Consider the following 25531-nt stretch of genomic DNA (forward strand, 5'->3'; position numbering starts at 1 on the left):
CCCTCATATGGTGGTCGGCGGCGCTTTCGCTCCCCCGTGCATATTGCGGCGCGCGCTGCGAAGGCTTCGGGGATGACTGAGCACTCCACCTGACCACAAGGAACTGAGCCCCTGACCCGGGCTTCTCGGAGGTTATCCCCTTGGCTGCTGCGCACAACGCATCCAACCCCACCACCAACATCAAGAACGGCCGTGGCGCTTCGCGCCTGTCGTTCGCGAAGATCTCCGACACGCTGGAGGTCCCCGACCTCCTGGCCCTGCAGACGGAGTCCTTCGACTGGCTCGTCGCGAACGACGCGTGGAAGGAACGCGTCGCCGCGGCCAGGGCCGCCGGTCGCACCGATGTTCCCGAGATCAGCGGCCTCGAGGAGATCTTCGAGGAGATCTCGCCGATCGAGGACCTGAGCGAGACGATGCAGCTCTCGTTCACGAACCCCTACCTCGAGCCCGAGAAGTACTCCATCGAGGAGTGCAAGGAGCGCGGCAAGACGTACGCGGCCCCGCTCTACGTCGAGGCCGAGTTCATGAACCACCAGACCGGTGAGATCAAGACGCAGACCGTCTTCATGGGCGACTTCCCCCTGCAGACCGGCAAGGGCACGTTCATCATCAACGGCACCGAGCGCGTCGTGGTGTCGCAGCTCGTGCGCTCGCCCGGCGTGTACTTCGACAAGACGCCCGACAAGACGTCCGACAAGGACATCGTCTCGGCCCGCGTCATCCCGAGCCGCGGCGCCTGGCTCGAGTTCGAGATCGACAAGCGCGACCAGGTCGGCGTGCGCATCGACCGCAAGCGCAAGCAGTCCGTCACCGTCTTCCTCAAGGCCCTCGGCCTCACGACCGAGGACATCATGGCGGAGTTCGCCGGCTTCGACTCCATCGAGGAGACGCTGAGCAAGGACACGATCCTCACCAAGGAGGACGCGCTCCGCGACATCTACCGCAAGCTCCGTCCGGGCGAGCAGGTCGCCGCCGAGGCCGCCCGCGCGCTGCTGGACAACTTCTACTTCAACGCCAAGCGCTACGACCTGGCCAAGGTGGGTCGCTACAAGATCAACCAGAAGCTCGGCCTGGACACCCCGCTGGCCGAGTCGGTGCTCACCGTCCAGGACATCGTCGCGACGATCAAGTACCTGGTGCGCCTGCACCGCGGCGACACGACCTTCGACGGTCTGCGCGGCGGCAAGCCGGCCGAGATCCGCCTCGACACCGACGACATCGACAACTTCGGCAACCGTCGCATCCGCGCGGTGGGCGAGCTCATCCAGAACCAGGTGCGCACCGGTCTGTCCCGCATGGAGCGCGTCGTCCGCGAGCGCATGACCACGCAGGACATCGAGGCGATCACGCCGCAGACCCTGATCAACGTGCGCCCCGTCGTCGCCGCGATCAAGGAGTTCTTCGGAACGTCGCAGCTGTCGCAGTTCATGGACCAGAACAACCCGCTCGCGGGTCTGACCCACAAGCGCCGCCTGTCGGCCCTGGGCCCCGGCGGTCTGTCGCGTGAGCGCGCCGGTGTCGAGGTCCGCGACGTCCACCCGTCGCACTACGGCCGCATGTGCCCCATTGAGACCCCGGAAGGCCCGAACATCGGTCTGATCGGCTCGCTCGCCTCCTTCGCGCGCATCAACGCGTTCGGGTTCATCGAGACGCCGTACCGCAAGGTCGTCGACGGCAAGGTCACCGACCAGATCGACTACCTCACCGCGTCCGAGGAGAACGACTACATCGTCGCCCAGGCCGGTGTCGCGCTGAAGGCCGACGGCGGCTTCGCCGACGAGCGCGTGCTCGCCCGTCGCGGAAACGGCGGCGAGGTCGACCTGTTCCACGCCGAGGAGATCGGCTACATGGACGTCTCCCCGCGCCAGATGGTGTCGGTGGCGACCTCGCTCATCCCGTTCCTCGAGCACGACGACGCCAACCGCGCCCTCATGGGTGCGAACATGCAGCGTCAGGCCGTTCCGCTCCTGCGTTCCGAGTCGCCGGTCGTCGGCACCGGCATGGAGGGCTACGCGGCCGTCGACGCCGGTGACGTCGTCACCGCCGAGCGTGCCGGTGTGGTCCTGGAGGTCTCGGCCGACGTCGTGACCGTGCAGCTCGACGAGGGCGGCACGCAGGACTACTTCCTGCGCAAGTTCGACCGCTCCAACCAGGGCACGAGCTACAACCAGCGCGTCGTGGTCTCGGCCGGCGAGCGCGTCGAGAAGGGCGAGGTCATCGCCGATGGTCCCGCGACGGAGAACGGCGAGCTCGCGCTCGGCAAGAACCTCCTCGTCGCGTTCATGACCTGGGAGGGCCACAACTTCGAGGACGCGATCATCCTCAGCCAGAACCTGGTGAAGGACGACACCCTCTCCTCGATCCACATCGAGGAGTACGAGGTCGACGCCCGCGACACGAAGCTCGGCAAGGAGGAGATCACCCGTGACCTCCCCAACGTCAGCCCCGACCTGCTGAAGGACCTCGACGAGCGCGGTGTCATTCGCATCGGCGCCGAGGTGCGTCCCGGCGACATCCTCGTCGGCAAGGTCACGCCCAAGGGTGAGACCGAGCTGTCGGCCGAGGAGCGCCTGCTCCGCGCGATCTTCAACGAGAAGAGCCGCGAGGTGCGCGACACGTCCCTGAAGGTGCCCCACGGCGAGCAGGGCACGATCATCGCGGTCAAGGAGTTCAACGCCGAGGACGGCGACGACGAGCTCGGCTCGGGCGTCAACCGCCGCGTCGTGGTCTACATCGCTCAGAAGCGCAAGATCACCGAGGGCGACAAGCTCGCCGGACGCCACGGCAACAAGGGCGTCATCGCGAAGATCCTTCCCGTCGAGGACATGCCCTTCCTCGCGGACGGCACCCCGGTCGACGTCATCCTCAACCCGCTCGGAATCCCCGGCCGCATGAACTTCGGCCAGGTGCTGGAGCTCCACCTCGGGTGGATCGCCAAGCAGGGCTGGAAGGTCGAAGGCACTCCGGAGTGGGCGGCGAAGCTGCCCGAGCAGGCGTTCGAGGCCCCGGCCGGCACCAAGGTCGCGACCCCGGTGTTCGACGGCGCCTTCGAGGACGAGATCGCGGGTCTGCTCGACTCCACGATCCCGAACCGCGACGGCGACCGCCTGATCGACTCGACCGGCAAGACGCTGCTGTTCGACGGCCGCTCCGGCGAGCCGTTCCCGGCCCCGATCTCCGTCGGCTACATGTACATCCTGAAGCTGCACCACCTGGTCGACGACAAGATCCACGCCCGTTCGACCGGTCCGTACTCGATGATCACCCAGCAGCCGCTCGGTGGTAAGGCGCAGTTCGGCGGTCAGCGCTTCGGCGAGATGGAGGTGTGGGCCCTCGAGGCCTACGGCGCCGCCTACGCGCTGCAGGAGCTCCTGACGATCAAGTCCGACGACATCCTCGGCCGAGTGAAGGTATACGAGGCGATCGTCAAGGGCGAGAACATCCAGGAGCCCGGCATCCCCGAGTCCTTCAAGGTGCTCATGAAGGAGATGCAGTCGCTCTGCCTGAACGTCGAGGTCCTCTCGGCCGACGGCACGGCTGTCAACCTCCGCGACACCGACGACGACGCCTTCCGCGCTGCCGAGGAACTCGGCATCAACATCTCCAGCCGCTTCGAGTCTTCGTCCATCGACGAGATCTGACCCGGCCCACAGCGACAGAATTCCCACACAGGAGAACTGAGAACTAGTGCTCGAATCGACTACTTTCGACCAGCTGCGCATCGGCCTGGCCACGGCTGACGACATCCGTCGTTGGTCCTACGGCGAGGTCAAGAAGCCCGAGACCATCAACTACCGCACGCTGAAGCCCGAGAAGGACGGCCTCTTCGGAGAGCAGATCTTCGGACCTTCGCGTGACTGGGAGTGCGCGTGCGGCAAGTACAAGCGCGTCCGCTTCAAGGGCATCGTCTGCGAGCGCTGCGGCGTGGAGGTCACCAAGTCCTCCGTCCGTCGTGAGCGCATGGGCCACATCGAGCTCGCGGCGCCCGTCACCCACATCTGGTACTTCAAGGGCGTCCCGTCGCGCCTCGGGTACCTGCTGGACATGGCGCCCAAGGACCTCGAGAAGGTCATCTACTTCGCCGCGTACATGGTGATCTCCGTCGACGAGGAGGCCCGCCACCGCGACCTCCCCACGCAGGAGAACAACATCCGCCTCGAGCTGAAGACGCTCGCGGACCGCCGCGACGCGCGCATCGCCGCTCGCCTCCAGAAGCTGGAGGAGGAGCTCGCCGCGCTCGAGGAGGAAGGCGCCAAGGCCGACCAGAAGAAGAAGGCTAAGGACGCCGCCGAGAAGGAGATGGCCTCCGCGCGCAAGAACGCGGACGACCAGATCACGCGCCTGGAGAAGGTGTGGGAGGACTTCCGCACCCTGTCCGTCGGCGACCTCAAGGGCGAAGACGAGATCTTCCACGAGCTCCAGGACCGCTTCGGTCAGTACTTCGAGGCCCACATGGGCGCCGAGTCGATCAAGCGCCGACTCGAGGCCTTCGACCTCGCCCAGGAGTCGGACGACCTGCACCTGCAGATCTCCGAGGGCAAGGGCCAGCGCAAGATCCGTGCGATCAAGCGCCTGAAGGTCGTCAACTCGTTCCTGCAGACGGGCATGAGCCCGGCATCGATGGTCCTTGACGTCGTCCCGGTCATCCCGCCGGAGCTGCGCCCGATGGTGCAGCTCGACGGTGGCCGCTTCGCGACCTCCGACCTGAACGACCTCTACCGTCGCGTGATCAACCGCAACAACCGCCTCCGTCGCTTGATCGACCTCGGTGCCCCCGAGATCATCGTCAACAACGAGAAGCGGATGCTGCAGGAGGCCGTCGACGCGCTGTTCGACAACGGCCGCCGCGGCCGTCCCGTCACGGGCACCGGCAACCGCGCCCTGAAGTCCCTGAGCGACATGCTCAAGGGAAAGCAGGGTCGCTTCCGCCAGAACCTGCTCGGCAAGCGCGTGGACTACTCGGGTCGTTCGGTCATCATCGTCGGACCCCAGCTCAAGCTGCACCAGTGCGGTCTGCCCAAGCAGATGGCCCTGGAGCTGTTCAAGCCGTTCGTGATCAAGCGCCTGATCGACCTCGGTCACTCGCAGAACATCAAGGCCGCCAAGCGCGCCGTCGAGCGCACGCGTCCCGAGGTCTGGGACGTGCTCGAGGAGATCATCCGCGAGCGTCCGGTCCTGCTGAACCGCGCGCCCACGCTGCACCGCCTCGGCATCCAGGCCTTCGAGCCTCAGCTCGTGGAGGGCAAGGCGATCCAGCTGCACCCGCTCGTCTGCGCCGCGTTCAACGCGGACTTCGACGGTGACCAGATGGCCGTCCACCTCCCGCTGTCGGTGGAGGCGCAGGCAGAGGCCCGTATCCTCATGCTGGCGTCGAACAACATCCTCAAGCCGTCCGACGGCCGTCCGGTCACCCTGCCCTCGCAGGACATGATCATCGGTCTGCACCACCTGACCACGGTCAAGCAGGGTGCCGCCGGCGAGGGTCGCGTGTTCGGCTCGGTGGGCGAGGCGATCCTGGCCAAGGACGAGGGAACCCTCGACCTGCAGGCCAAGGTCCGCATCCGTATCCCCGGCCTCGCGTTCCTCGAGGGCGAAGCGCCCGACGGCTACGACCGTCACGGTCTGGTGGACGCATCGCTCGGTCAGGCGATCTTCAACGACACGCTCCCCAAGGGCTACCCGTTCGTGCGGGAGCAGGCCGACAAGGGCAAGCTGTCGCAGATCGTCAACAAGCTCGCCGAGGAGTACCCCAAGGTCGAGGTCGCCGCATCGCTCGACCGGATCAAGGACGCCGGATTCTACTGGGCCACCCGTTCGGGTGTCACGGTGGCGCTGTCCGACATCCTCACGCCCCCCAACAAGGGCGAGATCGTCGCGGGCTACGAGAAGCAGGCCGCGAAGGTCCAGGCTCAGTTCGAGAAGGGTCTCACGACCGACGCCGAGCGTCGCCAGGAGCTCATCAAGATCTGGACCGAGGCGACGGATGCCGTGCAGAAGGCCATGCGCGACAACTTCCCCGAGGACAACACCATCAACCGCATGGTGTCGTCGGGTGCTCGTGGTAACTGGCTGCAGATCCGCAACATCGCGGGTATGCGCGGCCTCGTGAACAACCCCAAGGGTGAGATCATCCCCCGTCCGATCATCTCCTCGTACCGCGAGGGTCTGTCGGTGGCGGAGTACTTCATCGCGACGCACGGTGCCCGCAAGGGTCTGGCCGACACGGCCCTCCGTACCGCCGACTCGGGCTACCTCACGCGTCGACTCGTCGACGTCTCGCAGGATGTCATCATCCGCGAGGAGGACTGCGGCACGTCCAAGGGCCTTGAGCTGCCCATCGCAGCCCTGGGCGCCGACGGCACGCTGGTCAAGGACGCGAACGTGGAGAACTCGGTGTTCGCCCGGACGCTCGCGTCCGAGGTCGTCAGCCCCTCCGGTGAGGTGCTGGCCGCTGCGGGAGACGACGTGGGCGACGTGCTCATCAACCGTCTGGTCGAGGCCGGCGTGGAGAACATCAAGGTCCGCTCGGTGCTGACCTGCGACTCCGCGGTCGGCGTCTGCGCGCAGTGCTACGGCCGTTCGCTCGCGACCGGCAAGATCGTCGACATCGGCGAGGCGGTCGGTATCATCGCCGCCCAGTCGATCGGCGAGCCCGGCACGCAGCTCACCATGCGCACCTTCCACACGGGTGGATCGGCCTCGGCCGACGACATCACCCAGGGTCTGCCGCGCGTGCAGGAGCTGTTCGAGGCGCGCACCCCCAAGGGTGCGTCCCCGATCGCCGAGTCCGACGGCCGCATCACGATCGACGAGACCGACAAGGCCAAGAAGGTCATCCTCACGCCCGACAACGGCGACGAGCCGATCGTCTACCCGGTGCTGCGTCGCGCTACCCTCCTCGTCGAGGACGGCCAGCGCGTCACGGTCGGTCAGCCGATCCTGGTGGGCACGCTCGACCCCAAGGAGGTCATGCGCGTCATGGGCGCCCGCGAGGTGCAGCGTTACCTCGTGAACGGCGTGCAGGGCGTCTACCGCTCGCAGGGTGTGCCGATCCACGACAAGCACATCGAGGTCATCGTCCGTCAGATGCTCCGCAAGGTGACGGTCGTCGACCACGCCGACACGACGCTTCTCCCGGGTGAGCTGGTGGACTTCAAGAAGTACCAGCAGATCAACCGCGAGGCGGTCGGAGAGGGCAAGCGTCCCGCGTCGGGCCGCCCCGAGCTGATGGGCATCACGAAGGCGTCGCTCGCGACGGAGTCGTGGCTGTCGGCCGCTTCCTTCCAGGAGACGACCCGCGTTCTCACGCAGGCCGCGATGGAGGGCAAGAGCGACCCGCTCCTGGGCCTCAAGGAGAACGTCATCATCGGAAAGCTCATCCCCGCCGGAACGGGTCTCGCGAAGTACCGCGACGTCACCGTCGAGGCGACGGAGGAGGCCAAGAGCGAGCGGTACCCCAACCGCATCTTCGCCTCGGACGGCGCCTACAGCGACGCCGACCTGAGCTACGTCGACTTCGACAGCTTCTCGACGGACGACTTCACGCCCGGAACGTACAACTGATCGTCAGCATCCGCTGATCGACACCGAAGGGCCCCGGTTCGCGCCGGGGCCCTTCGGCGTCCCCGCCCGCGTGCCGCTGTCGGCGCGTCGTCGCCGCGCGTCTAGCGTGGTGAGGGGAGGGGATCGTGGCTCGCATCGGTGGACGCAATCTGTGGATCGCGATTCCGGCGGGGATGCTGTGCGCCGGCGTCGTCGGCACGCTCGCGTACCTCGCCGTCCCGATGGTCCCGCACGCGGTCTCGTGGGTGGGTGACATGGCGTACAACGCCACGCACCTGCCGCCGCCCGACGTGGAGGAGGGGACGGCGCAGAGCTTCGCGACGGTGGAGGGCTCGGACTGCCGCGCGCTGTACCCCGACGATCTGTGGTCCGAGCTCGTCTGGACGCCGAAGGTGCTGCTGTCGCAGACGGCGGCCGCCCCGGCCGGCATCGACCAGTCCGTCGTCGACGCGGTGCGTCCCGACGTGCGCGTCACCTGCACGTGGACCGTCGGGGGAACGCGATCGATCTCCACCACGCTCTCCGCCGTGGCGGCCGACGCCGCCCCGACAGCGAAGGCGTCGCTGACGGCCGCCGGCTACCGGTGCGACGAGGCCGACGGCCTGCGGTGCACCCGCACCGACGGCTCCGTGGTGAACGAGAGCGTGCTGCGCGACGGCCTGTGGATCACGACCGTCGAGACGGCGTGGCATCCGGTCGACTACTCGGCCCGCGTCGCCACGCACGTCTGGGGCTGAGCGGACTCACCCGAAGATGTGGGCGATCACGCTGTCGGTGTAGCCGCTCGGCGCGAGGTTCGACCATGTCGTGTCGATGAGGATGCCGTCGCGGTAGAAAAGGGTCCGGCCGTCCTGCACCGGATACTGCGCGTTCTGCCAGGTCTTCTCGCAGCGGGTGCCGCCGTCGGGGGTGTAGCAGGTGAAGCCTTGGGTGGTCGCGAGGGCGTTCAGGGAGTCCAGCGCGGGTCCGCGGTCCACGCGCGAGACGGCGGTGACCAGGCCCGTCGTGTCGGCGGAGGGGTTCCTCCAGACGCACACCAGCGACCCGTCGGTCTGCACACCCGACGGACCCATGGCGGGGTCGTTGAGCGGCGTCCCCTCGAGCTGCGCCAGCACGGAGTCCGACAGCATCCCGCGGCAGTCGTCCGGCACCGCCGCCACCCGCGTGGTCGGCGTCGCGGACGGGGTCGCGACCGGAGAGGCGGAGGGTGCCTGCGAGGTCGGCGCGACGGTCACGGTGCCCGGGACGGCCGCCGTCCCCGTGCCCGGCTCCGCGACGCATCCGGCCAGCAGCACCGCGAGGAGGAGAGCGGATGCCGCGGCCACCGCCCGCGCCGCTGGAAGACCCATGGCGCTCACCCTAGGGTCGGCGCGTCCGCGGCGGGCCGCAGCGCGCCGACGGCCGCGTGCACGGCTCAGACCCGCAGCATGTCCCACTTTCTGCACAACTCGCCGCGGCGGCGCGCAGAAAGTGGGACACGGAGAGCCCGACGACACGTCGCGATACGCGGGCTCGACACACGGCGGCACGCCTGCAGGGACGGATAGAGACCCCGCGGTAGCCTCGCCCTGCGGGATTCGGCCCGCGGCGTGAGGAGCAGCATCCCATGAGTGACCCCAGAGCGACATACGGCGAACCGGTCGAGGAGCCCAGGGACGTCGACGACGTCGTCGGGCGAGCGCACGAGGGGCTCGCCGACGCGGAGGCGGCACGGCGCGAGGCGGCCGACCGCGACACCGTGGAACGCGAAGCCGCCGCGCGCGACGCCGTGCACGACGACGAGCTGCAGGCGTCCCGCGCCGAGTCCGACGCCGACCGCACCCACGTCGACCACGCCAGCACGGCCACCGCAGCGGCGCCGGCCGCTCCGAGCGGCCGCTGGGACGACTCCGACGACCTCGACCCGATGTACGCGCAGCACGCCGACGACGCCGCCGAGAACGAGCCGCGCACGCACCGCATCGACACGCGCGACGACGTCATCGCCCGTGACGCCGCCGACGCCCCAACCGTCGCCGTGGCACCCGTCGCCGGGGGAGCCGCCGCGGTCGCCGCCGAGCGCACGCCCGAGCCCCTCTACACGTCGCCGTCCGCGCCGCAGCCGATTTTCGTGCAGGCGCCCGAGCAGCCGCGCCCCCGCGGCAACCGCGGCGCCGCCGGTGCCATCGGGCTGCTCGCGGCCCTCGTCTTCGCCGCGCTCTACCTGGCCGCCTGGCTCGGCTTCGGATACATCACGGGCGAGGTGAAGGCCGCCGACCTCGGCAGCGCGGCGCTGAGCCCGCTCACGCGCGCCGACTTCTGGGTGCCCGTCGCCGTGTTCTTCCTCGGCTTCTGGTTCCTCGGGGCCATCATCAACCGCGGACGATGGGGCCTCTGGGTGATCCTGGGCATCCTGGTGGGCGTCGTCAGCTACGTCGGCCACATCCTCGGGCAGCTCTTCCAGGCTCCGTTCTGGACGCTCACCGCCTCGCAGGGCAACCAGATCGTGCAGGACCAGTTGCTGGCCCCGCTCGCGATCGTCGCTTTCGTCCTCGGTCGGGAGCTGACCATCTGGTTCGGCGCCTGGGTGTCCTCGCGCGGCAAGCGCATGACCGAGCTCAACAACGAGGCGCAGCGCGAGTACGAGCGCACGCTCGAGGCGGGTCCCCAGCTCGTCCGCGCCTGACGTGAGCGGCCCCGAGGGTCCGTCCGCGACGCCGGTGCACCCGGCGGTCGCGCTGGCTCTCGGCGCGGCCGGCTACGTCGCGCTGGTGATCTTCGGTCTCGGCATGACGAGTCTCGTGCTCGATCGGGACGTGATCGCCGTCCCGGGCCTCGGACAGGCGCCGGGTGTGATCGGCACGGTCCTTTCCGCGATCGGCTTCGCGGGCGGCGTGTGGCCCTGGCTGCGTATGACGCGACCGTCGTACGGCGGTGCGGGCGTCTCGGCCGTGCTGGCCTACCTCGGCTACATCGCCGGTGTCGCGGTCGGCGGGGTCTTCAGTGGAGCGGACGCCGCGGCGGCGTTCTCGGCTGCGGGAGGCGTGGCCATCTCCTGGTTCGGACTCGTGGTGGCCGCCGCCGCCGGAGCCTCGGCCTGGGGAGCGCTGACCCTCGTCCGCACGCACGCGGAACGCCCCCGCTGGCCGTGGGAGTCCGACGAGGACGAATGACGGATGCCGCGGCATCCCCGCATCCCTCCTCCGGGCGGATAGCCTGAGCCTCGTGGAGCGGTCGCTCGAGACGCAGGTCAGCCAGGCGGTCGACGCCTGGCTGCGCTGGCTGCCGCGCTGGGAGCCGTCCACCCACCGCGGCCGCGTCGCACCGTGCCGCCGGTGCTTCGGCTCGCCCGTCCTCTCGGCCGCCGGGCTGGGAGCGGATGTGCCGCACGGCGTGCAGCACGGCCTGTCCACCCGGATCAAGACGATCGTCGACCACGCCGTCGCCGAGTACACGGCGCTCAACCTCCCGATGCTGCAGGCCGAGCTCGACCAGCAGGCGGCGCGCAACCGCGCCCGCACCTATCGCCCGGCCGAGGGGCTCGAGCCGGAGTACGAGGGCATGCCGCTGGATCCGGAGCCGAATCCGGAGGCGCCGTTCCTCTTCACCCTCGCCGGACTCGCCGAGGAAGCTGACGCCACCGTCCCCGACCTCCCGCCGCTCACACCCGAGGCGAAGGCCGCACTGCGCCAGGAGGTCGGTCTCGCCGACGACTACGCGAACATGATCGGCCGGGAGGTGTGCGCGATCCTCCTGCACCACCGCCTGCGCGTCCAGTCCGCGATCGGCCAGTACGTCGAGCCGCAGATCGAGGCGATGCTCGAAGAGCTGACCCGGTCGCTGGACGCCCCGTTCGATCCGCGGGAGCCGGAGCGCGGCGAGGGCTGAGGCGTCGGCGGGGGAGCTGCCGCAGCGGGTTCGCCGCGGCATCCATTCCCTCTCGGCCCGTGCGCAGAGGTGGCTTTGCTACCATGCACGAGCCCCGCAAGGAATCGCGCACCGCTGCGGAATCGGCACCCGACCAGCGCGCGTTCCGGCATCTGGGGGTGGCGAGGGTGAGCACACGCCTTCCCTCCGCGCCCCCGATCCTCCCCGGACTGACATACGTGCGGCCCCTCGGCTCGGGCGGCTTCGCCGACGTATTCCTCTATCAGCAGGACATGCCGCGGCGCAGCGTCGCGGTGAAGGTGCTCCCGAGCGACGTGCGCGACCCGGATCTGCTGCGCATGTTCAACGCCGAGGCGGATGTGCTCGCGCACCTCTCGGCGCACCCCTCGATCGTCACGGTCTACCAGGCCGGCGTCTCGGCCGACGGGCGCCCCTACATCGTCATGGAGTACTGCCCCGGGTCGCTCGTGCAGCGGTACCGGATCGAGCGCATCCCCGTGGAGGAGGTGCTCGCCATCGGCGTGCGGATGTCGGGGGCGCTGGAATCCGCGCACCGGGCGGGCCTCGTGCACCGCGACGTGAAGCCCAGCAACATCCTCATGACCTCCTTCGGCGCGCCGGTGCTCGCCGACTTCGGCATCTCGTCCTCCCTCGCGCGCGGCACCGACGAGGAGGTGCTGGCGATGTCGATCCCGTGGAGCGCACCCGAGGTCGTCGCCGAGCACACCACCGGCACCGTCGCGAGCGAGGTGTGGAGCCTCGCCGCCACCGTGTACTCGCTGCTGGCGGGTCACAGCCCGTTCGAGCGCCGGGAGGGCGGCCAGAACACGCGCGAGCAGCTCCGGCGGCGCATCGCCCGCGCGGGCTACACCGACATCGCACGCACCGACGTGCCCGCGGAGCTGCAGGCGGTGCTCGCCCGCGCGATGAGCCGTGATCCGAAGGAGAGGTACGCCACCGCATGCGCCTTCGGCGAGGACCTGCAGGAGGTGCAGCGCGGGCTCGGGCTGGCAGCCACGCCACTGGAGATCCCGGCCGACGAGTGGGAGCCGGCGTCGGGCGAGGTCGACTTCTCCGACGGGATGCTGCGGGGCCCGACGCGATCGCGTCTCGAGCGGGAGACCCGCCGGAAGGCCCCCGCGGCCACCGGCATTCGCAGCCGCGACGAGGACACCGCGATCGCGTCCGCGCGTCCGCCGCGCCGACGGCCGTCGCCGTGGGTCTGGGCGGCGCTCGCCGCGGTGGTGGCTGTCGGCGCCGTCGTCGTCGCGCTCGTCGTGACAGGCGTGCTCTGATGCGCAGGCGCTCGCTCGTCGGGTGGAGCGCCGCGGGCGTGGCCGCCGCGCTGGTGATCGGCGTGAGCGTGGTGTGGCCGGGGCTCGACGCCCGCGAGACGCCCGAGGTCGACACCTCGGTGTGGGCACTCCAGACCGGCGAGGGCCGGCGGTACGCGCGCGTCAACACCGCCATCGGCGAGCTCGACACCGTGCGGACGGCCGACAGCCCCTCGCAGATCCTCGCGGCCGGCGACGACGCGTACCTCCTGTCCGACAGCAGCAGCCGGATCACCCGCATCGACCCGGCGCTGCCGATCGACCTGACCGAGGACGCGCTGAGCGCCTCGCCCCAGACTCCGCCGGGCACCACCGAGGTGGCCGGCGCCGGCGACTTCGTCGCCTACCGCACCGATGCCGGAGAGGTCTACGCCGGGCGGCTCTCCCGCGGCGACACGGGGAAGGTGAACCCCTTCCCGGGGCAGGCCGACGATGCGCCGCAGTACAGCGCGGATGCGATCGCGGTCGACGATCGCGGCATCCTGTTCGCCTACTCGAGCCGTGAGAAGGCGGTACTCCGCTACGACATCGGCTCCTCGACCGTCCTCGGCAGCGACCCGCTCGACGCCGACATCGCCGGGCCCGCCGTCACCGCCGCGGGCGAGGACTGGGCGGTCGTCGACACGGAGTCCGGATCGGTCCGCCTGCGCGGCGTCGCCGACGCCGTGCAGACCGGGCTGACCAACCCGGTTGTCGGGGAGGCCGCCACGGCCGGCTCGGCGATCTACCTCGCCGACGAGACGCGGCTGCTGGCCGTGCCGGTCGACGGAGCGTCGCCGCGCGTGGAGCACGAGGTGGCGTCCCCCGGCACTCCCGCGGAGCCCGTCGTGCGCGACGGCGACGTGCTCGCCGCGTGGCTGCCGCAGGGGAGCGGCGCCGGGACGCTGTGGCGATCAGGGCAGACGGCCGAGCCACTGGACTATGCCGGGAAGGAGATCGGCGAACAGCGGCGGCCGGTGTTCGTGCAGACGCGCGACGCCGTGATCCTCAACGAGACGCGCTCGGGCTGGGTGTGGACGGTGCCCGACGGCCGCCTCGTCTCCTCCAGCCAGAACTGGAGTCTGGACGACGAGGCCGAGCAGGCGACCGTCCCCAGCCAGGAGGAGGTGAGCGTCGTGGTCGACCCGAAGCCGCCGGTCGCCGAGCCCGACGCCTTCGGCGTGCGCCCCGGTGCCCTCGTCTCCCTGCCCGTCCTGCTCAATGACCACGATCCGAACCTGGACGTGCTGTCGATCGACCCGGAGTCGGTGACGGGGCTCGACCCCGGCTTCGGGACGGTGTCGCTCACGGACGACGATCAGCGGCTCGCCGTGCGCGTGTCGCCGACGGCCTCGGGCGCGGCCACCTTCCGCTACGCCGTGACCGACGGCACCACGTCGACGGGCCTCCCCTCCGATCCCGCGACCGTGACCTTGACGGTCGTCGGAGCCGACGCGAGCTCACCGCCGCAGTGGTGCGGGGTGAAGGACTGCCGTGCGCCGTGGCCGACACCCCAGGTCGCGCGCAACGGCACCGTCACGGTGCCGGTGCTCCCCGGGTGGGTCGACCCGGAGGGCGATCCGATGTTCCTGCTGTCCGTCGCGAACGAGTCCGGGGTCGGGAGCGTGGCCGCCACACCCGACGGCCAGGTGGTCTACCAGCACCGGGACGACGGCGACTCCGATGCGCAGAACATCGAGCTGACGGTGACGGTCTCCGACACGACCGGCGAGCAGGCGACGAAGACGCTCGTCGTCGCCGTCTCGGGCGAACCGAAGATCGCGGTGCAGTCCTTCGCCGTGCTCGACACGGTCGGCGCAAGCCTGACCGTCGACGTCGCGCCGCACGTCACCGGTACCGCAGGCCAGCTGTCGCTCTCCAATGTGCGGATGCTGGACGACTCCGCCGCGACCGCGACGGTCGTCGGCGGCAGCACCACCTTCGACTTCGCGTCCCGCGACCCCGGCACGTTCCAGGTCGGCTTCAGCGTGACCGACGGGAACACGGAGGCGAGCGGCACCGCGCGCATCACCCTGCTTCCCGCCGACGCGTCCGCGGAGCTGTCGACCGCGCCGGTGGTCGCCTTCGTCCGCCCGCAGGAGGATGCCACGCTCGACGTGTTCGCCGCGGTCTCCAACCCGACGCGGCGCGTGCTTCTGCTCAGCGACGCGGTCGCCCGTGCCGACGACGGCGCGACGATGGCCGTCGACGTCGTCGGCCAGAACGACCTGCGCGTCTCCGGCTCCACGGCGAGCGGCGCGCCCGGGCGGCTCGGCACGGTGACCTACACGGTGAGCGACGGCACCGACGACGACGGCGCCAGCGTCGAGGGCACCGCCAGTGTCTACCTCCTGCCGCCGGCGCCGGCGCTCGCCCCCATCGCCGTCGACGACAGCGTCGTGGTGCGCGCGGGAGCCCAGATCGACATCCCGGTGCTCGACAACGACGTCGCGCCCGCCGGCGGGCGACCGCAGCTCGATCCCGGCACCGTCGTCTCCTCCTCCACGGCGGCGCTGGCGTTCGCGTCGGGTGATGCTCTGCGCTACCTCGCTCCCACCGAGCCCGGTCTGTACAGCGTGGAGTACGTCGTCTCCACGCCGGGCTCGCCCGCGCTCACGGACCGTGCGCGGGTGCGCGTGACGGTGCTCGCCGACGACGCCAACCGGGCGCCGCTGCCGGAGACCCTCGAAGGCCGGGTGCGGGCCGGACAGTCGACCGAGATCGCCTTCGACGCCTTCGGGGTGGACCCCGACGGCGACGCCGTCCGGCTCGACCGCATCGTCAGCCAGCCCGACGTGGGGGCGGCGACGATCTCGGCCGACGGGGAGTCGATCGTCTACACCAGCGTCGCCGGACGCCCCGGCCAGTTCTCCTTCCGCTATCGGGTCGTCGACGCGTTCGGCAGGACCGGCGACGCGACGGCCCGCGTCGGCGTGCTGGACGCCGAATCCGACCCGAGCCCGGTCACGTTCAGCGACTACGTGCAGGTGCAGGCGGGCGAGGGCAACTCGATCCGCGTGAGTCCGCTCGCGAACGACCTCGATCCGACCGGCGGCCGGCTCGAGATCACCGGTGTGCGGCCCGACCTGCCGCAGACGCTCGAGGACGGGTCCGAGAGCCCGCTCTACGCCGCACAGGCGGACCGCATCCGCAGCCGGAGCTCCACCACCGTCACCTTCGAGGCCGGCGCGGAGCCGACGACGATGTCCTTCCTCTACGACGTCGAGTCGGCCTCCGGCAACACCGGCCGCGGACTGATCGTCGTCCGCGTCGTCCGCGAGAGCGTGCCGGACTATCCGGTCGTCGCCGACACGGTTCTCACTGTCGAGGACCGCGACAGCTTCGTCGACGGCGTCGACGTCCTCACCGGCCGCGTCGCGTGGTCCGGCGGCGACACCGCGGCCCTCACCGTGGGGCTGTGGGGCGATCAGGGCGACGTCGCCGTGTCGGGTCGCCGGGTCAGCGGCCCCCTGCCGGCCGACAGCCGCGTCATCCCGATCTCGGTCACGGGCGAGGGCCGTGACGGTCCGGTGACCACGTACGCCTTCCTGCGGGTGCCGGGCGAGAGCGACGGCGCACTCACCCTTCGGACGGGCCTGCCCGACATCCGCGTCACCGAGACCGAGTCGGTGGCCTTCGACATGGCGAGCCTTGTGGCCGTCCCGCGCGGTCGCACGCTCGAGGTGGGCGCCGAGGTGCGGGCGTCCGGTGCGCGAGCGGAGGCGACCTGCGTGCCGGACGGCGGCACGTCCGTGCGCTACGCCTCCGGGTCGCAGTCGCCGTGGGTCGACGCCTGCCAGGTGCCCGTGCGGCTGGACGGGCAGGACGAGTTCACCTACGTCTCCGTGCCCATCACCGTCGTGCCGCTGGATCCGCAGCCGGAGCTCCGCCCGGCATCCATCACCGTCGGTCCGGGGGAGACGGCGACCTACGACCTGCGCGAGATGACCCGCTGGCAGCTGCGCGAGGACTGGGAGAGCATCCGCTATGCCGCGGAGTACGCCGGCACGCAGTTCACGGTCGCGCTCGAGGGCTCGGTGCTCACCGTCACGGGCTCCGACCGCGCCGTGCCGGGCACGGAGGAGGCCGTGATCGTCACGGCGCCGAGCCACCCCGCGGTCGCCTCCGCCCGGCTCCTCCTGCGGGTGGGCGCGTCGCCGTCCACTCTGCCGGCCGGCGGATCCACCACCGCCCAGTGCTCGGAGGCGGCGGGCAGCTCGTGCGTGATCCCCGTCGTCGGAGTGCCCGGCGAGCTCAACCCCCTGCCGGGCACGCCCCTCGAGGTCACCGGCGTGCGCGCGACGGGCGCCTGCGACGGCGTGGCCTTCGAGGTCGCCTCCGCGACCGAGGTCCGTGCGACGTGGACCGCGGACACCGCGGGCATGACCTGTCCCGCGACCTTCTCGGTGCGCGACGCCCAGGGGCGCGCCACGAACTCCGAGCGGGACGGGCAGCTGCTGCTCGACCTGCAGGGGTTCCCGCGCGCGCCCGCCGCGCTCACGCAGACGGCCTTCGCGGACGGCGGCGTGACGATGCAGGTCGATCCCGGGGAGGCGAGCGCGGCGTATCCCGCCCTCGCCGGCTTCTCGCTCCGCTATCAGGGCACCGAGGTGGCCTCCTGCACCCCCGACGGCGTGTGCCCGCTGGTCGCAGCCCCGAACAGCGAGCCGCGCGTGTACGAGGCGTTCGCCGTCAACGCCGTGGGCACCTCGGCGACGTCCGTGCGGGCGACGGGATGGGCGTACGACGTCCCGGCCGCTCCGGCGGGCATCACCACCGCCCCCGTCGTCACGCGCGGCGACGGCGGCGTCGTGTCGATCGACATCGCGCAGGTCGATCCCGACACGGGGTCGCTCGAGATCTCGAGCCCCGTCGGCGACACCGTGCGGGTCGACGTCGCGCCCGGTCAGGTGAGCGTGCAGATCCCCTCCTTCCGCGTCGGCGCCAACACGGGGACGCAGATCACGCTGACCCCGTACTCCCGCTACGAGCCGCCGCCGGGCCTCGGCGGACGCCCCTTCGGCGCCTCGGCGACGGTCGTCGGCAGCGGCGTCGGTGCGCCGCTCGCGCCCACGCTGGCGCTGTCGGCGGCGTCGGACGGCGACGGCACGTCGACCGTCACCGCGACGGCCACGGCCACGGCGAACGGTGACGGCTCCGACCTGCGGTTCGGCATCGTCCGCGACGGACAGTCGTGCACGACGACCGCCGGCGGGCAGCGCGCGACGTTCTCCGGCCTTCCGGACGGCGAGGAGTACACGTTCGTGATGTGCGCCGAGTCGCGTGTCGGCGGACGCGTGTTCGGCACGACGTCGACGTCGGCGACCGTCCGCGCGGTGCAGAGCGCGGCCGCGCCGCGCGGATGGACGTTCACCGTCGACGGAGCGCCGGACGTGGGGGACGGCAGCGCCCGCTGGTACGTCCGCGACAGCCCGTCCTCACCCGAGCAGCCGCCGCGCAACAACGACGCGGTCATCACCGGCTTCCCCTCCACCGTGTTCGACCGCGACCCCGGCTTCACCGTGCAGTACCGCCACCGCGACTGGGGCACCGTCAGCGAGGCGGCGGCCCTCGTGCCCGCGTCCGGCTCTGCTCCCTACCAGGTGCGCGCGAGCTGGGGGGTGGAATCCTGCGTCGGGGGATCGGCGCTCGTCTTCACCCGCGACTCCTCCCGGGCGCCCGACGGGACGACGGCCGACATCGCGTTCGACACCCGCAACGCGGTCTATCTGGCCGCCGACGGCACGGTCGTACCCGAGAGGGTCGCCGGCATCGTCCCGGTCGGCACGTCGACGATCGAGGGCATCGCGGTCACGGTCGACTGGTCGAAGCAGGGATGGGATCTGGATGCCGCGACGGCGACCATCTCGGCACGCTGCCAGCCGAACCTGCCGCCGGCGCCCTGAGCACAGCCGCCCCTCCCGCTTTCCCGACCCGACATCCCGAGGATCCCGCGCATGACCATCACCACCGAACAGGCCACCTGGTTCTCGCAGACCTTCGCGCAGATCGCCGACAACGTCGAGCGCGCGGTGCTGGGCAAGCGCCACATCGTCGAGCTCGTGCTGACCGCGATGGTCAGCGGTGGTCACGTGCTCCTGGAGGACGTGCCCGGCACGGGCAAGACGTCGCTGGCACGCGCGCTCGCGCAGTCCGTGCAGGGCACCAACACGCGCATCCAGTTCACCCCCGACCTCCTGCCCGGCGACATCACCGGCATCACCGTCTACGACCAGAAGACGGGGGAGTTCGAATTCCACTCCGGACCCGTCTTCGCCAACATCGTGCTGGCCGACGAGATCAACCGCGCGAGCCCGAAGACCCAGTCGGCCCTCCTGGAGGTCATGGAGGAGGGGCACGTCACCGTCGACGGCATCACCCGCCCCGTGGGCACGCCGTTCCTCGTGCTGGCGACCCAGAACCCCGTCGAGCAGGCCGGCACCTACCGCCTGCCCGAGGCGCAGCTCGACCGCTTCCTCATGCGCACCTCGCTCGGCTACCCCGACCATGCCGCGACCGTGCGCATCCTCGGCGGAGCCGCGACCCCGACCGCCGACCTGGCGCCGATCATCGCGCCGCAGGCGCTGGCCGGCATGGCCGATCTCGCCTCCGACGTCTACGTCGACGCGCTCGTCCTCGACTACGTCGCGCGCCTCGTCGACGGCACCCGCTCGGCCGACGAGGTGCGCCTCGGCGTCAGCATCCGCGGCGCGCTCGCCCTCACCGCCGCCACCCGCACCCGCGCCGCCTCGCTGGGCCGCACGTTCGCCACGCCCGACGACGTCAAGGCGCTGGCCGTCGCCGTGCTCTCGCACCGCCTGATCCTGCACCCCGAGGCGGAGTTCGACGGAGTCACCGCCGAGGCCGTCATCGGGCAGGTGCTCCTGGACGTCCCGCCACCGAGTCAGCGCGAGACCGTATGAGCCGGAATGACGCCCGTCTCACCCGCACCTCCGCCGTCACCGACGGACGCACCCTCACCGACGTCACCTCCACGCAGCGGGGCGGCGGGCTCGTCGACGCCGCCGTGCGCGCCGCCCGCGCGCGCCGGGCGCTCGCGGAGGGCGCGGATGCCGCGGCCCGCTGGATCGCGGGGACGGTGCGGCCGTCGGGGGTCATCCTCGCGGTGGTCGCCTCCGCGGGCCTCGCGTGCGGCGTCGTGTTCGGCTGGGTGGAGTGGATGGTGGCCGGCGCGATCGCGCTGCTGCTGCTCGCGATGGCGATCCCCTTCCTGTTCGGCGTCCGGTCCTACCGCGTCGATCTCCGGCTGCCGCACCTCCGCATCATCGCCGGGACGAGCGTGACGGCCGGCATCACCGTGACGGGCGACGGCACGCGTATCGCCCTGCCCGGCCGCATCGACATCCCGGTGGGTGACGGCCTCGTCGAGTTCGGCGTTCCGCTGCTGCGCCCCGGCCACGTCGTGGAGGAGACGCTCGAGCTCCCGCCGCAGCGCCGCGGCGTGATCGTGGTCGGACCGGCGACGACCGTCCGCAGCGACCCCCTCGGGCTCCTGCGCCGCGAGCACGCCTTCGACGACGAGTACCGCCTGTTCGTGCACCCGCGGACGGTGGCCCTGCCGTCCACCAGCGCCGGACTGCTCCGCGATCTCGACGGCAGCCCGACGCGACGCCTGGTGGACGCGGACATGTCGTTCCACGCGATCCGCGAGTACGCCTCCGGAGACTCCCAGCGTCAGATCCACTGGAAGTCGACCGCGAAGACCGGTCAGCTGATGGTGCGGCAGTACGAGGAATCGCGGCGCTCCCGCATGGCCGTCGTGCTCGGCGTCGCCGGTGAGGAGTTCGCCGACGACGACGAGTTCGAGCTGGCGGTGGGCTGCGCGGCGTCGCTGGGCCTGCGCGCGATCCAGGACGCCCGCGAGATCGACGTCGTGGTGGGAGCCGAGATCCCGCGCGTGGTGAAAGGGCGGCTGCGGGCCATCCGGCATCTGCCCGCGGCATCCCCTCGGGTGCTGCTCGACTCCTTCAGCGGCGTCGACATCCTGGACGACACGATGCGCGTGGAGGACGTGTGCGCCCTCGTCGCCGAGGGGAGCGACCGGCTGTCCATCGCGGTGGTGGTGGTCGGATCGACCGTCGATGCGAACCGTCTCCGTCAGGCGGCCCTGGCCTTCTCCGCCGACACCGTCGTGGTCGGCGTGCTCTGCGACGAACGCGCCCACCCTCGGCTGCGCACGCTCGGGGGCATCCCGGTGCTCACGGTCGGAACCGTCGAGGACCTCGCGGGCCTCCTGCACCGGGGGGCCACCGGATGAGCGCGGGAGCGATGCGCGGCCGTCCACGCCGTCTGCGACGCGACGCGCTCGCGGTGAACGCGGGTGGGGCGGTGTACGTCGCCGTGATGACGGTGCTCGCCGCCGTCGCGGCGTGGCCGATCTACCGGTCGGCATCCCTCGTGCTCCTCGTCGCCGTGTCTGCGGTCGTGGCCGGAGGCATCGCCGCGCTCGCCCACCGGCGCGGATGGTCGGCCGGCCCCGTCGCGGCCGTGCTGGCGGGCTCCGTGCTGGTGCTGGGCGTGCCCCTCGCCGTGCCGTCGCGGCTCGGCGGTCCGGGCGACCTCCTCGCGGGTCTCGCCGAGACCGCGAGCGGCGCCGTCCTGGGGTGGAAGGACCTCGTCACCGTCGACCTCCCGGTGGGGACGTACCGCAACCTGCTGGTGCCGGCGCTCATCGTCTTCCTCGCCGGGGTCTGCGCCGCGCTTCTGCTGGCGTGGCGGCCGGGCCGTCTCGCATACGCCGCGACGGCGGTCACCGTCGCGATGGTGTCGTTCGGCCTCTTCTTCGGGCGCACGAACACGAGCGCCGACCTCGTCGTCGGACCCCTGACCCTCCCCGCGCCCGTCGAGACCGCGGTGGGTGCCGGAGCTCTCGTTGCCACGCTCCTGTGGGCGGCGCACCGCACCCGCAGGGAGCGGCTGTTCGCGCTCGAGCGGGCCGCGGCATCCTCGGGAGTGCACCTCACCCGAGGCGCCTCGCGCACCGATCGCCGACGCGCGCTCCTCGGCGCGGGGATGATCGCCGTCGCGGTGCTGATCGTCGTGGCCGTCGTCCCGGCGGCCGCGCAATACCGGGAGCGCGACGTCCTGCGCGCCGCCGCCGGCCCGGAGGTCGACATCTCGCGGGCGGTCAGCCCCCTCAGCGCGTACCGGAGCCTGTTCGCCGACGACCGGGCCGACCAGGTGCTCTTCACGGTGACGTCGGAGGGCGCCCTCCCCGACCGTGTCCGGCTGGCGACGCTCGACGCGTACGACGGCGAGGTGTTCCGCAGCGGAGACGACGACGGGAGCCGTTTCGTGCGCGTCCCGTCGGTGCGCGACGCGGGAGAGGGGGCGCCCGTCGAGGCGACCGTGTCGATCGGCGCGCTCACCGGCATCTGGATGCCGACCGCGGGCCGCCTGACCGGTGTGCGGTTCGGCGGCGACCGGGCGGCGGCGCTGGCCGACCGCTTCTACTACGACGACGCGGCGGAGGCCGGGGTCCAGACCGCCGACGGCGGCCTCGCGGAGGGCGACACCTACGACCTGACCGCCGTGGAACGGCCGGCGCAGGCGCTCGCGGACGCGACCGCGCCGGGCGTCGGCGACGGCGTGCCCGCGCCCGAGAGTCTGCGTGCGTGGGTCGACGAGCATGCGACCGGCTCCGACGGAGCGGCGCTCGCCGGGCTGGTGGCGCTGCTGCGCGAGCGGGGATTCCTCAGCCACGCACTGACGGCGACGCGGGACCCTTTGCCCCTCTGGGCGCAGCCGCTGCCCGGCTACGTCTTCCAGCCGAGCGCGGCCGGGCACTCCCTCGCCCGCGTCGACGAGCTCTTCGCGGAGCTCCTCGCGCGCGAGGCCGACCCGCGAGCGGAGGCCACCGGCAACTACGTCGCCGCGGTCGGCGACGACGAGCAGTTCGCCGTCGCCACGGCCCTCATCGCCCGAGAGCTCGGCTTCCCCTCCCGGGTGGTGCTGGGGGCACGGCTGGAGTCCGCCGACCCCGGCGTCAGCACGTGCGACGGCGGCGTGTGCCGCGCGCAGGACCTGTCCGCCTGGACCGAGGTGCGATCATCGTCCGGCGAGTGGATCCCCGTGGACGTCACCCCGCAGTACGCCGTCGCGCCCAGCCTCGAGCAGACCGAGCTGCGCGACCCGGAGAACCCGACGGAGGTGCGCCCCGACGGGGTGACCGACGTGGTCCCCCCGCCGCCCGTCCAGGACGACGATGCGCGGGACGACGCGCGCCCCGATGCAGGGCCCGATGTCGCGTGGCTCTGGTCCGTGCTGCGGACGACGTCCATCGTGCTGCTCGTGCTGCTCGTGCTGTGCGGCCCCCTCGTGCTGATCGCGGCGGCGAAGGGCGTGCGTCGGCGATCGCGCCGTCGCATCGCGGCACCCGCCCGGCGCATCGCGGAGGGGTGGGAGGAGTATCTCGACGCCGCGACGGACGCCGGACGCGCCGTGCCCGCGGAGTCGACCCGCGGGGAGGTGGCGGCCGCTCTCGCCACCCCCGGGGCGGGTGCCCTCGCCGCGGGCGCCGACCGCGCCGTGTTCTCCGACCGCCCGCCGACGGAGGAGGAGGCCGTGGAATACTGGCGACTCGTCGACGCCGACCGGCGATCGCTGGTCGGCGGACGAGGCGTGGGGCGCCGTCTGCAGGCGGCCGTATCGTTGAGATCGTTCCTGAGGTTCCTGGCACCGGCGCCGCGGCGCACGGTTCCGCCCGTGATGGAGAGGGGGAGGCGCAGCACGTCGGCACGTGCGCGCCCATCGACATGAACGCATCGGCTGCGGGCGACTCGGTCGGCCTGACTCTGGGCCTGACCACGGTCCTGCTCTCCCTGGCCCTCTACGTCTGGACAGCCCTCGCGCTGTCCGCGGTGTTCCGCAAGTCGGGGGAGGAGAGCTGGAAGGCGTGGGTCCCGTTCCTCAACACCGCGGTGCTCCTCACCCTCGGCGGCTTCTCCGGGTGGTTCGTGCTCCTCGTCCTGCTCCCCGTGCTCGGGCAGCTCGTCCTGTACGTGATCCTCGTGATGGCGCTCCACCGCATCAACGAGGCATTCGGCTTCGGCGTCGGGATGACGGTGCTCGCCGCGCTGCTCCTCCCCGTCTGGGCGAGCGTCGTCGGCTTCGGCTCGGCGCGCTGGGTGGGCTCCGACCGCGCAGCCCCGTACCGCGCCGGTCCGGGAGCGGAGCGCGCCGTCGTCGCGCCCTCCGGCCGCGCCGCTTCCCTGGCGACCCCGCCCCGGCCGCCTGCGCCGCCCGCCGCACGCGGCTATGCGCCGCCGGTCGTGCCGGGCTACGGGCCGCCCGCCCTCCCCGGGCAGGGTTCCGCGGCCGGGTACGTGCCGGGGTCGCCGCCCCGCGTCGCTCCGGGCTATGCGCCCCCCACCTCCCCCCGCTCCGGGTACACGCCGCCCGTCGGGGCGCCGGCGACGGCCCCCTCCGCCGGGTCGGACCCGAGCCCGTGGGCACCGCCCGCGAACACCGACGACGGTGTCGTCCCCGGCCCGCGTCGACGGGGCGAGCACCCGGAAGACCTCGAGGTCTCGGCGATCGCACCCGGCATCGTCCCCCCGCAGTCCGCCGTCTCGGCGGCGCGCGCGCAGCGCAAGGGATGGGACGAGGAGGATGCTGCGGCCGCCCCCATCGACGTCGTGCCCGGTGCGCGCAGCTCGGTGCCGCCCCTGCCTCCGGCCCCGCTCGTCACGCGCGTGCCCGCCCGCGGAGCGGAGCCCGAGGAGGAGCCGTGGGCTCCTCGGCGCTCGCCGCAGCCGGACGTCTTCCCGGACTCGACCGACGAGGTCTCGGCGATCGCCTCAGCGCCGCGCGCGGGCGAACCGCGTCCGGCCGCCGCGTCGGTGTCGGCCGCACCCGAGCCGGCGGTCGCGCCGGTGTCAGCCGCACCGACCGATGAGGACGAGGATCTCGACCAGACCGTGATGGTCCACCGTCGCCGCACGGAGTGGGAGCTCGTCCCGCCCGGCGGCGCTCCGGTCGCCATCAGCAGCGAGGTGGTGATCCTCGGCCGGCGTCCCTCGGCGGACGGCGCGTACCCGTCGGCTCAGCTCCTCCCGCTGATCGACGAGACCCGCACGGTGTCCAAGACCCATGCTCGTCTCGAGCTCACCCAGGACGGGTGGGTCATCACCGACCTGGCGTCGACGAACGGCGTGCTGCTGACGACGGAGGACGGCGCCGAGCAGGAGGCCGCGTCCGGTGTCCCGCTCCCGGTCGGTGAGCGCTTCCACCTCGGCGACGCGGAGGTGCGTCTCCGCCGCACCGGCGAGTGACCGCCGACGACGCGGCCGATCCCCCCGGCGCCGAGGACGCGACGGAGATCGGCCACCGCCCCCCGGCCGCGGCGGAGATCGACGGCTCGACCGTCATCGCGCGGCGTGAATCCCGGCGCCGCTCGGAGCGCGAGGCCGCGGACCCTGCCGCCCCGCCCTCGGCGCCCGTCCCCACGGTGTCGGTCGCCGGAGGGTCCGCCCCGTCCGTAGGCGACGCGGACGGGGGAGTGGGGGTGCCGCAGCGGGTGTACGCGCCTCGGACGTCGCCGTCCTCCGCGTCACCAAACTCCCGCGCCGGCCGGACGACCGCGGCCGCACCGACCCTCCGCCGTCGCACGCGTACCCGTCCGGCGCCCGTCTCCTCCGCGCGCCGCGACGCGCGGAGACTGGCGCTCGTGCTGGTGGCCGCGGCATCCCCGGTCGTCATCGGCGTCACCCTGCTGCTGGTGCTCCTGCTTCCCCGCTGACGCGACGGCGCAGGATCCGCCGACGTTT

General features: G+C 71.8%; 14 protein-coding genes. 13 read left to right on the plus strand and 1 reads right to left on the minus strand.

The genetic code is table 11. The features are described 5' to 3' along the window. Nucleotides 1–140: 140 nt before the first annotated feature. The 3 genes from rpoB (at nucleotide 141) to ABC304_RS02650 (ending at nucleotide 8300) form a co-directional block, all read left to right on the plus strand. Nucleotides 141–3641, plus strand: coding sequence for a DNA-directed RNA polymerase subunit beta (gene rpoB / locus ABC304_RS02640; protein WP_412928766.1), 3501 nt, complete (start codon nucleotides 141–143; stop codon nucleotides 3639–3641). A gap of 46 nt (nucleotides 3642–3687) precedes the next feature. Beyond that, complete coding sequence (gene rpoC / locus ABC304_RS02645) at nucleotides 3688–7563, plus strand: DNA-directed RNA polymerase subunit beta' (protein WP_412928767.1); 3876 nt, start codon at nucleotides 3688–3690, stop codon at nucleotides 7561–7563. A gap of 125 nt (nucleotides 7564–7688) precedes the next feature. Then, nucleotides 7689–8300, plus strand: coding sequence for a hypothetical protein (locus ABC304_RS02650; protein ID WP_412928769.1), 612 nt, complete (start codon nucleotides 7689–7691; stop codon nucleotides 8298–8300). A 6-nt stretch (nucleotides 8301–8306) separates the two neighbouring features. Here ABC304_RS02650 and ABC304_RS02655 read toward each other — a convergent pair whose 3' ends face one another. Continuing rightward, the gene (locus ABC304_RS02655; RefSeq protein ID WP_412928770.1) at nucleotides 8307–8912 is read right to left on the minus strand and encodes a hypothetical protein; all 606 of its coding nucleotides are present in this window, start codon (nucleotides 8910–8912) and stop codon (nucleotides 8307–8309) included. A 257-nt stretch (nucleotides 8913–9169) separates the two neighbouring features. On the opposite strand from ABC304_RS02655, the gene ABC304_RS02660 reads away from it, so the two are divergent. The 10 genes from ABC304_RS02660 (at nucleotide 9170) to ABC304_RS02705 (ending at nucleotide 25503) form a co-directional block, all read left to right on the plus strand. Further along, nucleotides 9170–10228: an ABC transporter gene (locus tag ABC304_RS02660; RefSeq protein ID WP_412928771.1), complete on the plus strand. Its 1059-nt coding sequence runs from the start codon at nucleotides 9170–9172 to the stop codon at nucleotides 10226–10228. Between the two features lies 1 nt (nucleotide 10229). Beyond that, a complete protein-coding gene (locus ABC304_RS02665; RefSeq protein WP_412928772.1) occupies nucleotides 10230–10715 on the plus strand; it encodes a DUF6121 family protein in 486 nt (161 codons plus the stop codon). Between the two features lie 52 nt (nucleotides 10716–10767). Beyond that, entirely contained in the window at nucleotides 10768–11430 is a 663-nt protein-coding gene (locus ABC304_RS02670; protein WP_412928773.1) for a spermidine/putrescine ABC transporter substrate-binding protein, read from the plus strand. A gap of 167 nt (nucleotides 11431–11597) precedes the next feature. Continuing rightward, nucleotides 11598–12725, plus strand: coding sequence for a serine/threonine-protein kinase (locus tag ABC304_RS02675; protein WP_412928775.1), 1128 nt, complete (start codon nucleotides 11598–11600; stop codon nucleotides 12723–12725). Beyond that, nucleotides 12725–18649: an Ig-like domain-containing protein gene (locus ABC304_RS02680; protein ID WP_412928776.1), complete on the plus strand. Its 5925-nt coding sequence runs from the start codon at nucleotides 12725–12727 to the stop codon at nucleotides 18647–18649. Before ABC304_RS02675 ends, ABC304_RS02680 begins: the two co-directional genes overlap by 1 nt. A 51-nt stretch (nucleotides 18650–18700) precedes the next feature. Next, the gene (locus ABC304_RS02685; RefSeq protein WP_412928777.1) at nucleotides 18701–19666 is read left to right on the plus strand and encodes an AAA family ATPase; all 966 of its coding nucleotides are present in this window, start codon (nucleotides 18701–18703) and stop codon (nucleotides 19664–19666) included. Continuing rightward, nucleotides 19663–21021 carry a DUF58 domain-containing protein gene (locus ABC304_RS02690; protein ID WP_412928778.1) on the plus strand — a complete coding sequence of 453 codons (1359 nt, stop codon included), beginning with the start codon at nucleotides 19663–19665 and terminating at the stop codon, nucleotides 21019–21021. The genes ABC304_RS02685 and ABC304_RS02690 overlap by 4 nt, the downstream gene beginning before the upstream one ends. After that, nucleotides 21018–23522, plus strand: coding sequence for a transglutaminase-like domain-containing protein (locus ABC304_RS02695; RefSeq protein ID WP_412928779.1), 2505 nt, complete (start codon nucleotides 21018–21020; stop codon nucleotides 23520–23522). The genes ABC304_RS02690 and ABC304_RS02695 overlap by 4 nt, the downstream gene beginning before the upstream one ends. Further along, complete coding sequence (locus ABC304_RS02700; protein WP_412928780.1) at nucleotides 23519–25036, plus strand: DUF5684 domain-containing protein; 1518 nt, start codon at nucleotides 23519–23521, stop codon at nucleotides 25034–25036. Before ABC304_RS02695 ends, ABC304_RS02700 begins: the two co-directional genes overlap by 4 nt. Continuing rightward, on the plus strand, nucleotides 25033–25503 hold the full coding sequence (locus ABC304_RS02705; protein ID WP_412928782.1) for a hypothetical protein: 471 nt from the start codon (nucleotides 25033–25035) through the stop codon (nucleotides 25501–25503). Before ABC304_RS02700 ends, ABC304_RS02705 begins: the two co-directional genes overlap by 4 nt. The last annotated feature ends 28 nt before the right edge of the window (nucleotides 25504–25531 follow it).

This window comes from Microbacterium jepli, assembly GCF_047237905.1.
Classification (GTDB): domain Bacteria; phylum Actinomycetota; class Actinomycetes; order Actinomycetales; family Microbacteriaceae; genus Microbacterium.

Excerpts from the sequence above, each read along its gene's own strand:
- ABC304_RS02655 (WP_412928770.1), bottom strand. The coding sequence starts at position 8,912 with ATGGGTCTTCCAGCGGCGCGGGCGGTGGCCGCGGCATCCGCTCTCCTC.
- ABC304_RS02660 (WP_412928771.1), top strand. The coding sequence starts at position 9,170 with ATGAGTGACCCCAGAGCGACATACGGCGAACCGGTCGAGGAGCCCAGG.
- ABC304_RS02680 (WP_412928776.1), top strand. The coding sequence starts at position 12,725 with ATGCGCAGGCGCTCGCTCGTCGGGTGGAGCGCCGCGGGCGTGGCCGCC.
- ABC304_RS02685 (WP_412928777.1), top strand. The coding sequence starts at position 18,701 with ATGACCATCACCACCGAACAGGCCACCTGGTTCTCGCAGACCTTCGCG.
- ABC304_RS02690 (WP_412928778.1), top strand. The coding sequence starts at position 19,663 with ATGAGCCGGAATGACGCCCGTCTCACCCGCACCTCCGCCGTCACCGAC.
- ABC304_RS02695 (WP_412928779.1), top strand. The coding sequence starts at position 21,018 with ATGAGCGCGGGAGCGATGCGCGGCCGTCCACGCCGTCTGCGACGCGAC.
- ABC304_RS02700 (WP_412928780.1), top strand. The coding sequence starts at position 23,519 with ATGAACGCATCGGCTGCGGGCGACTCGGTCGGCCTGACTCTGGGCCTG.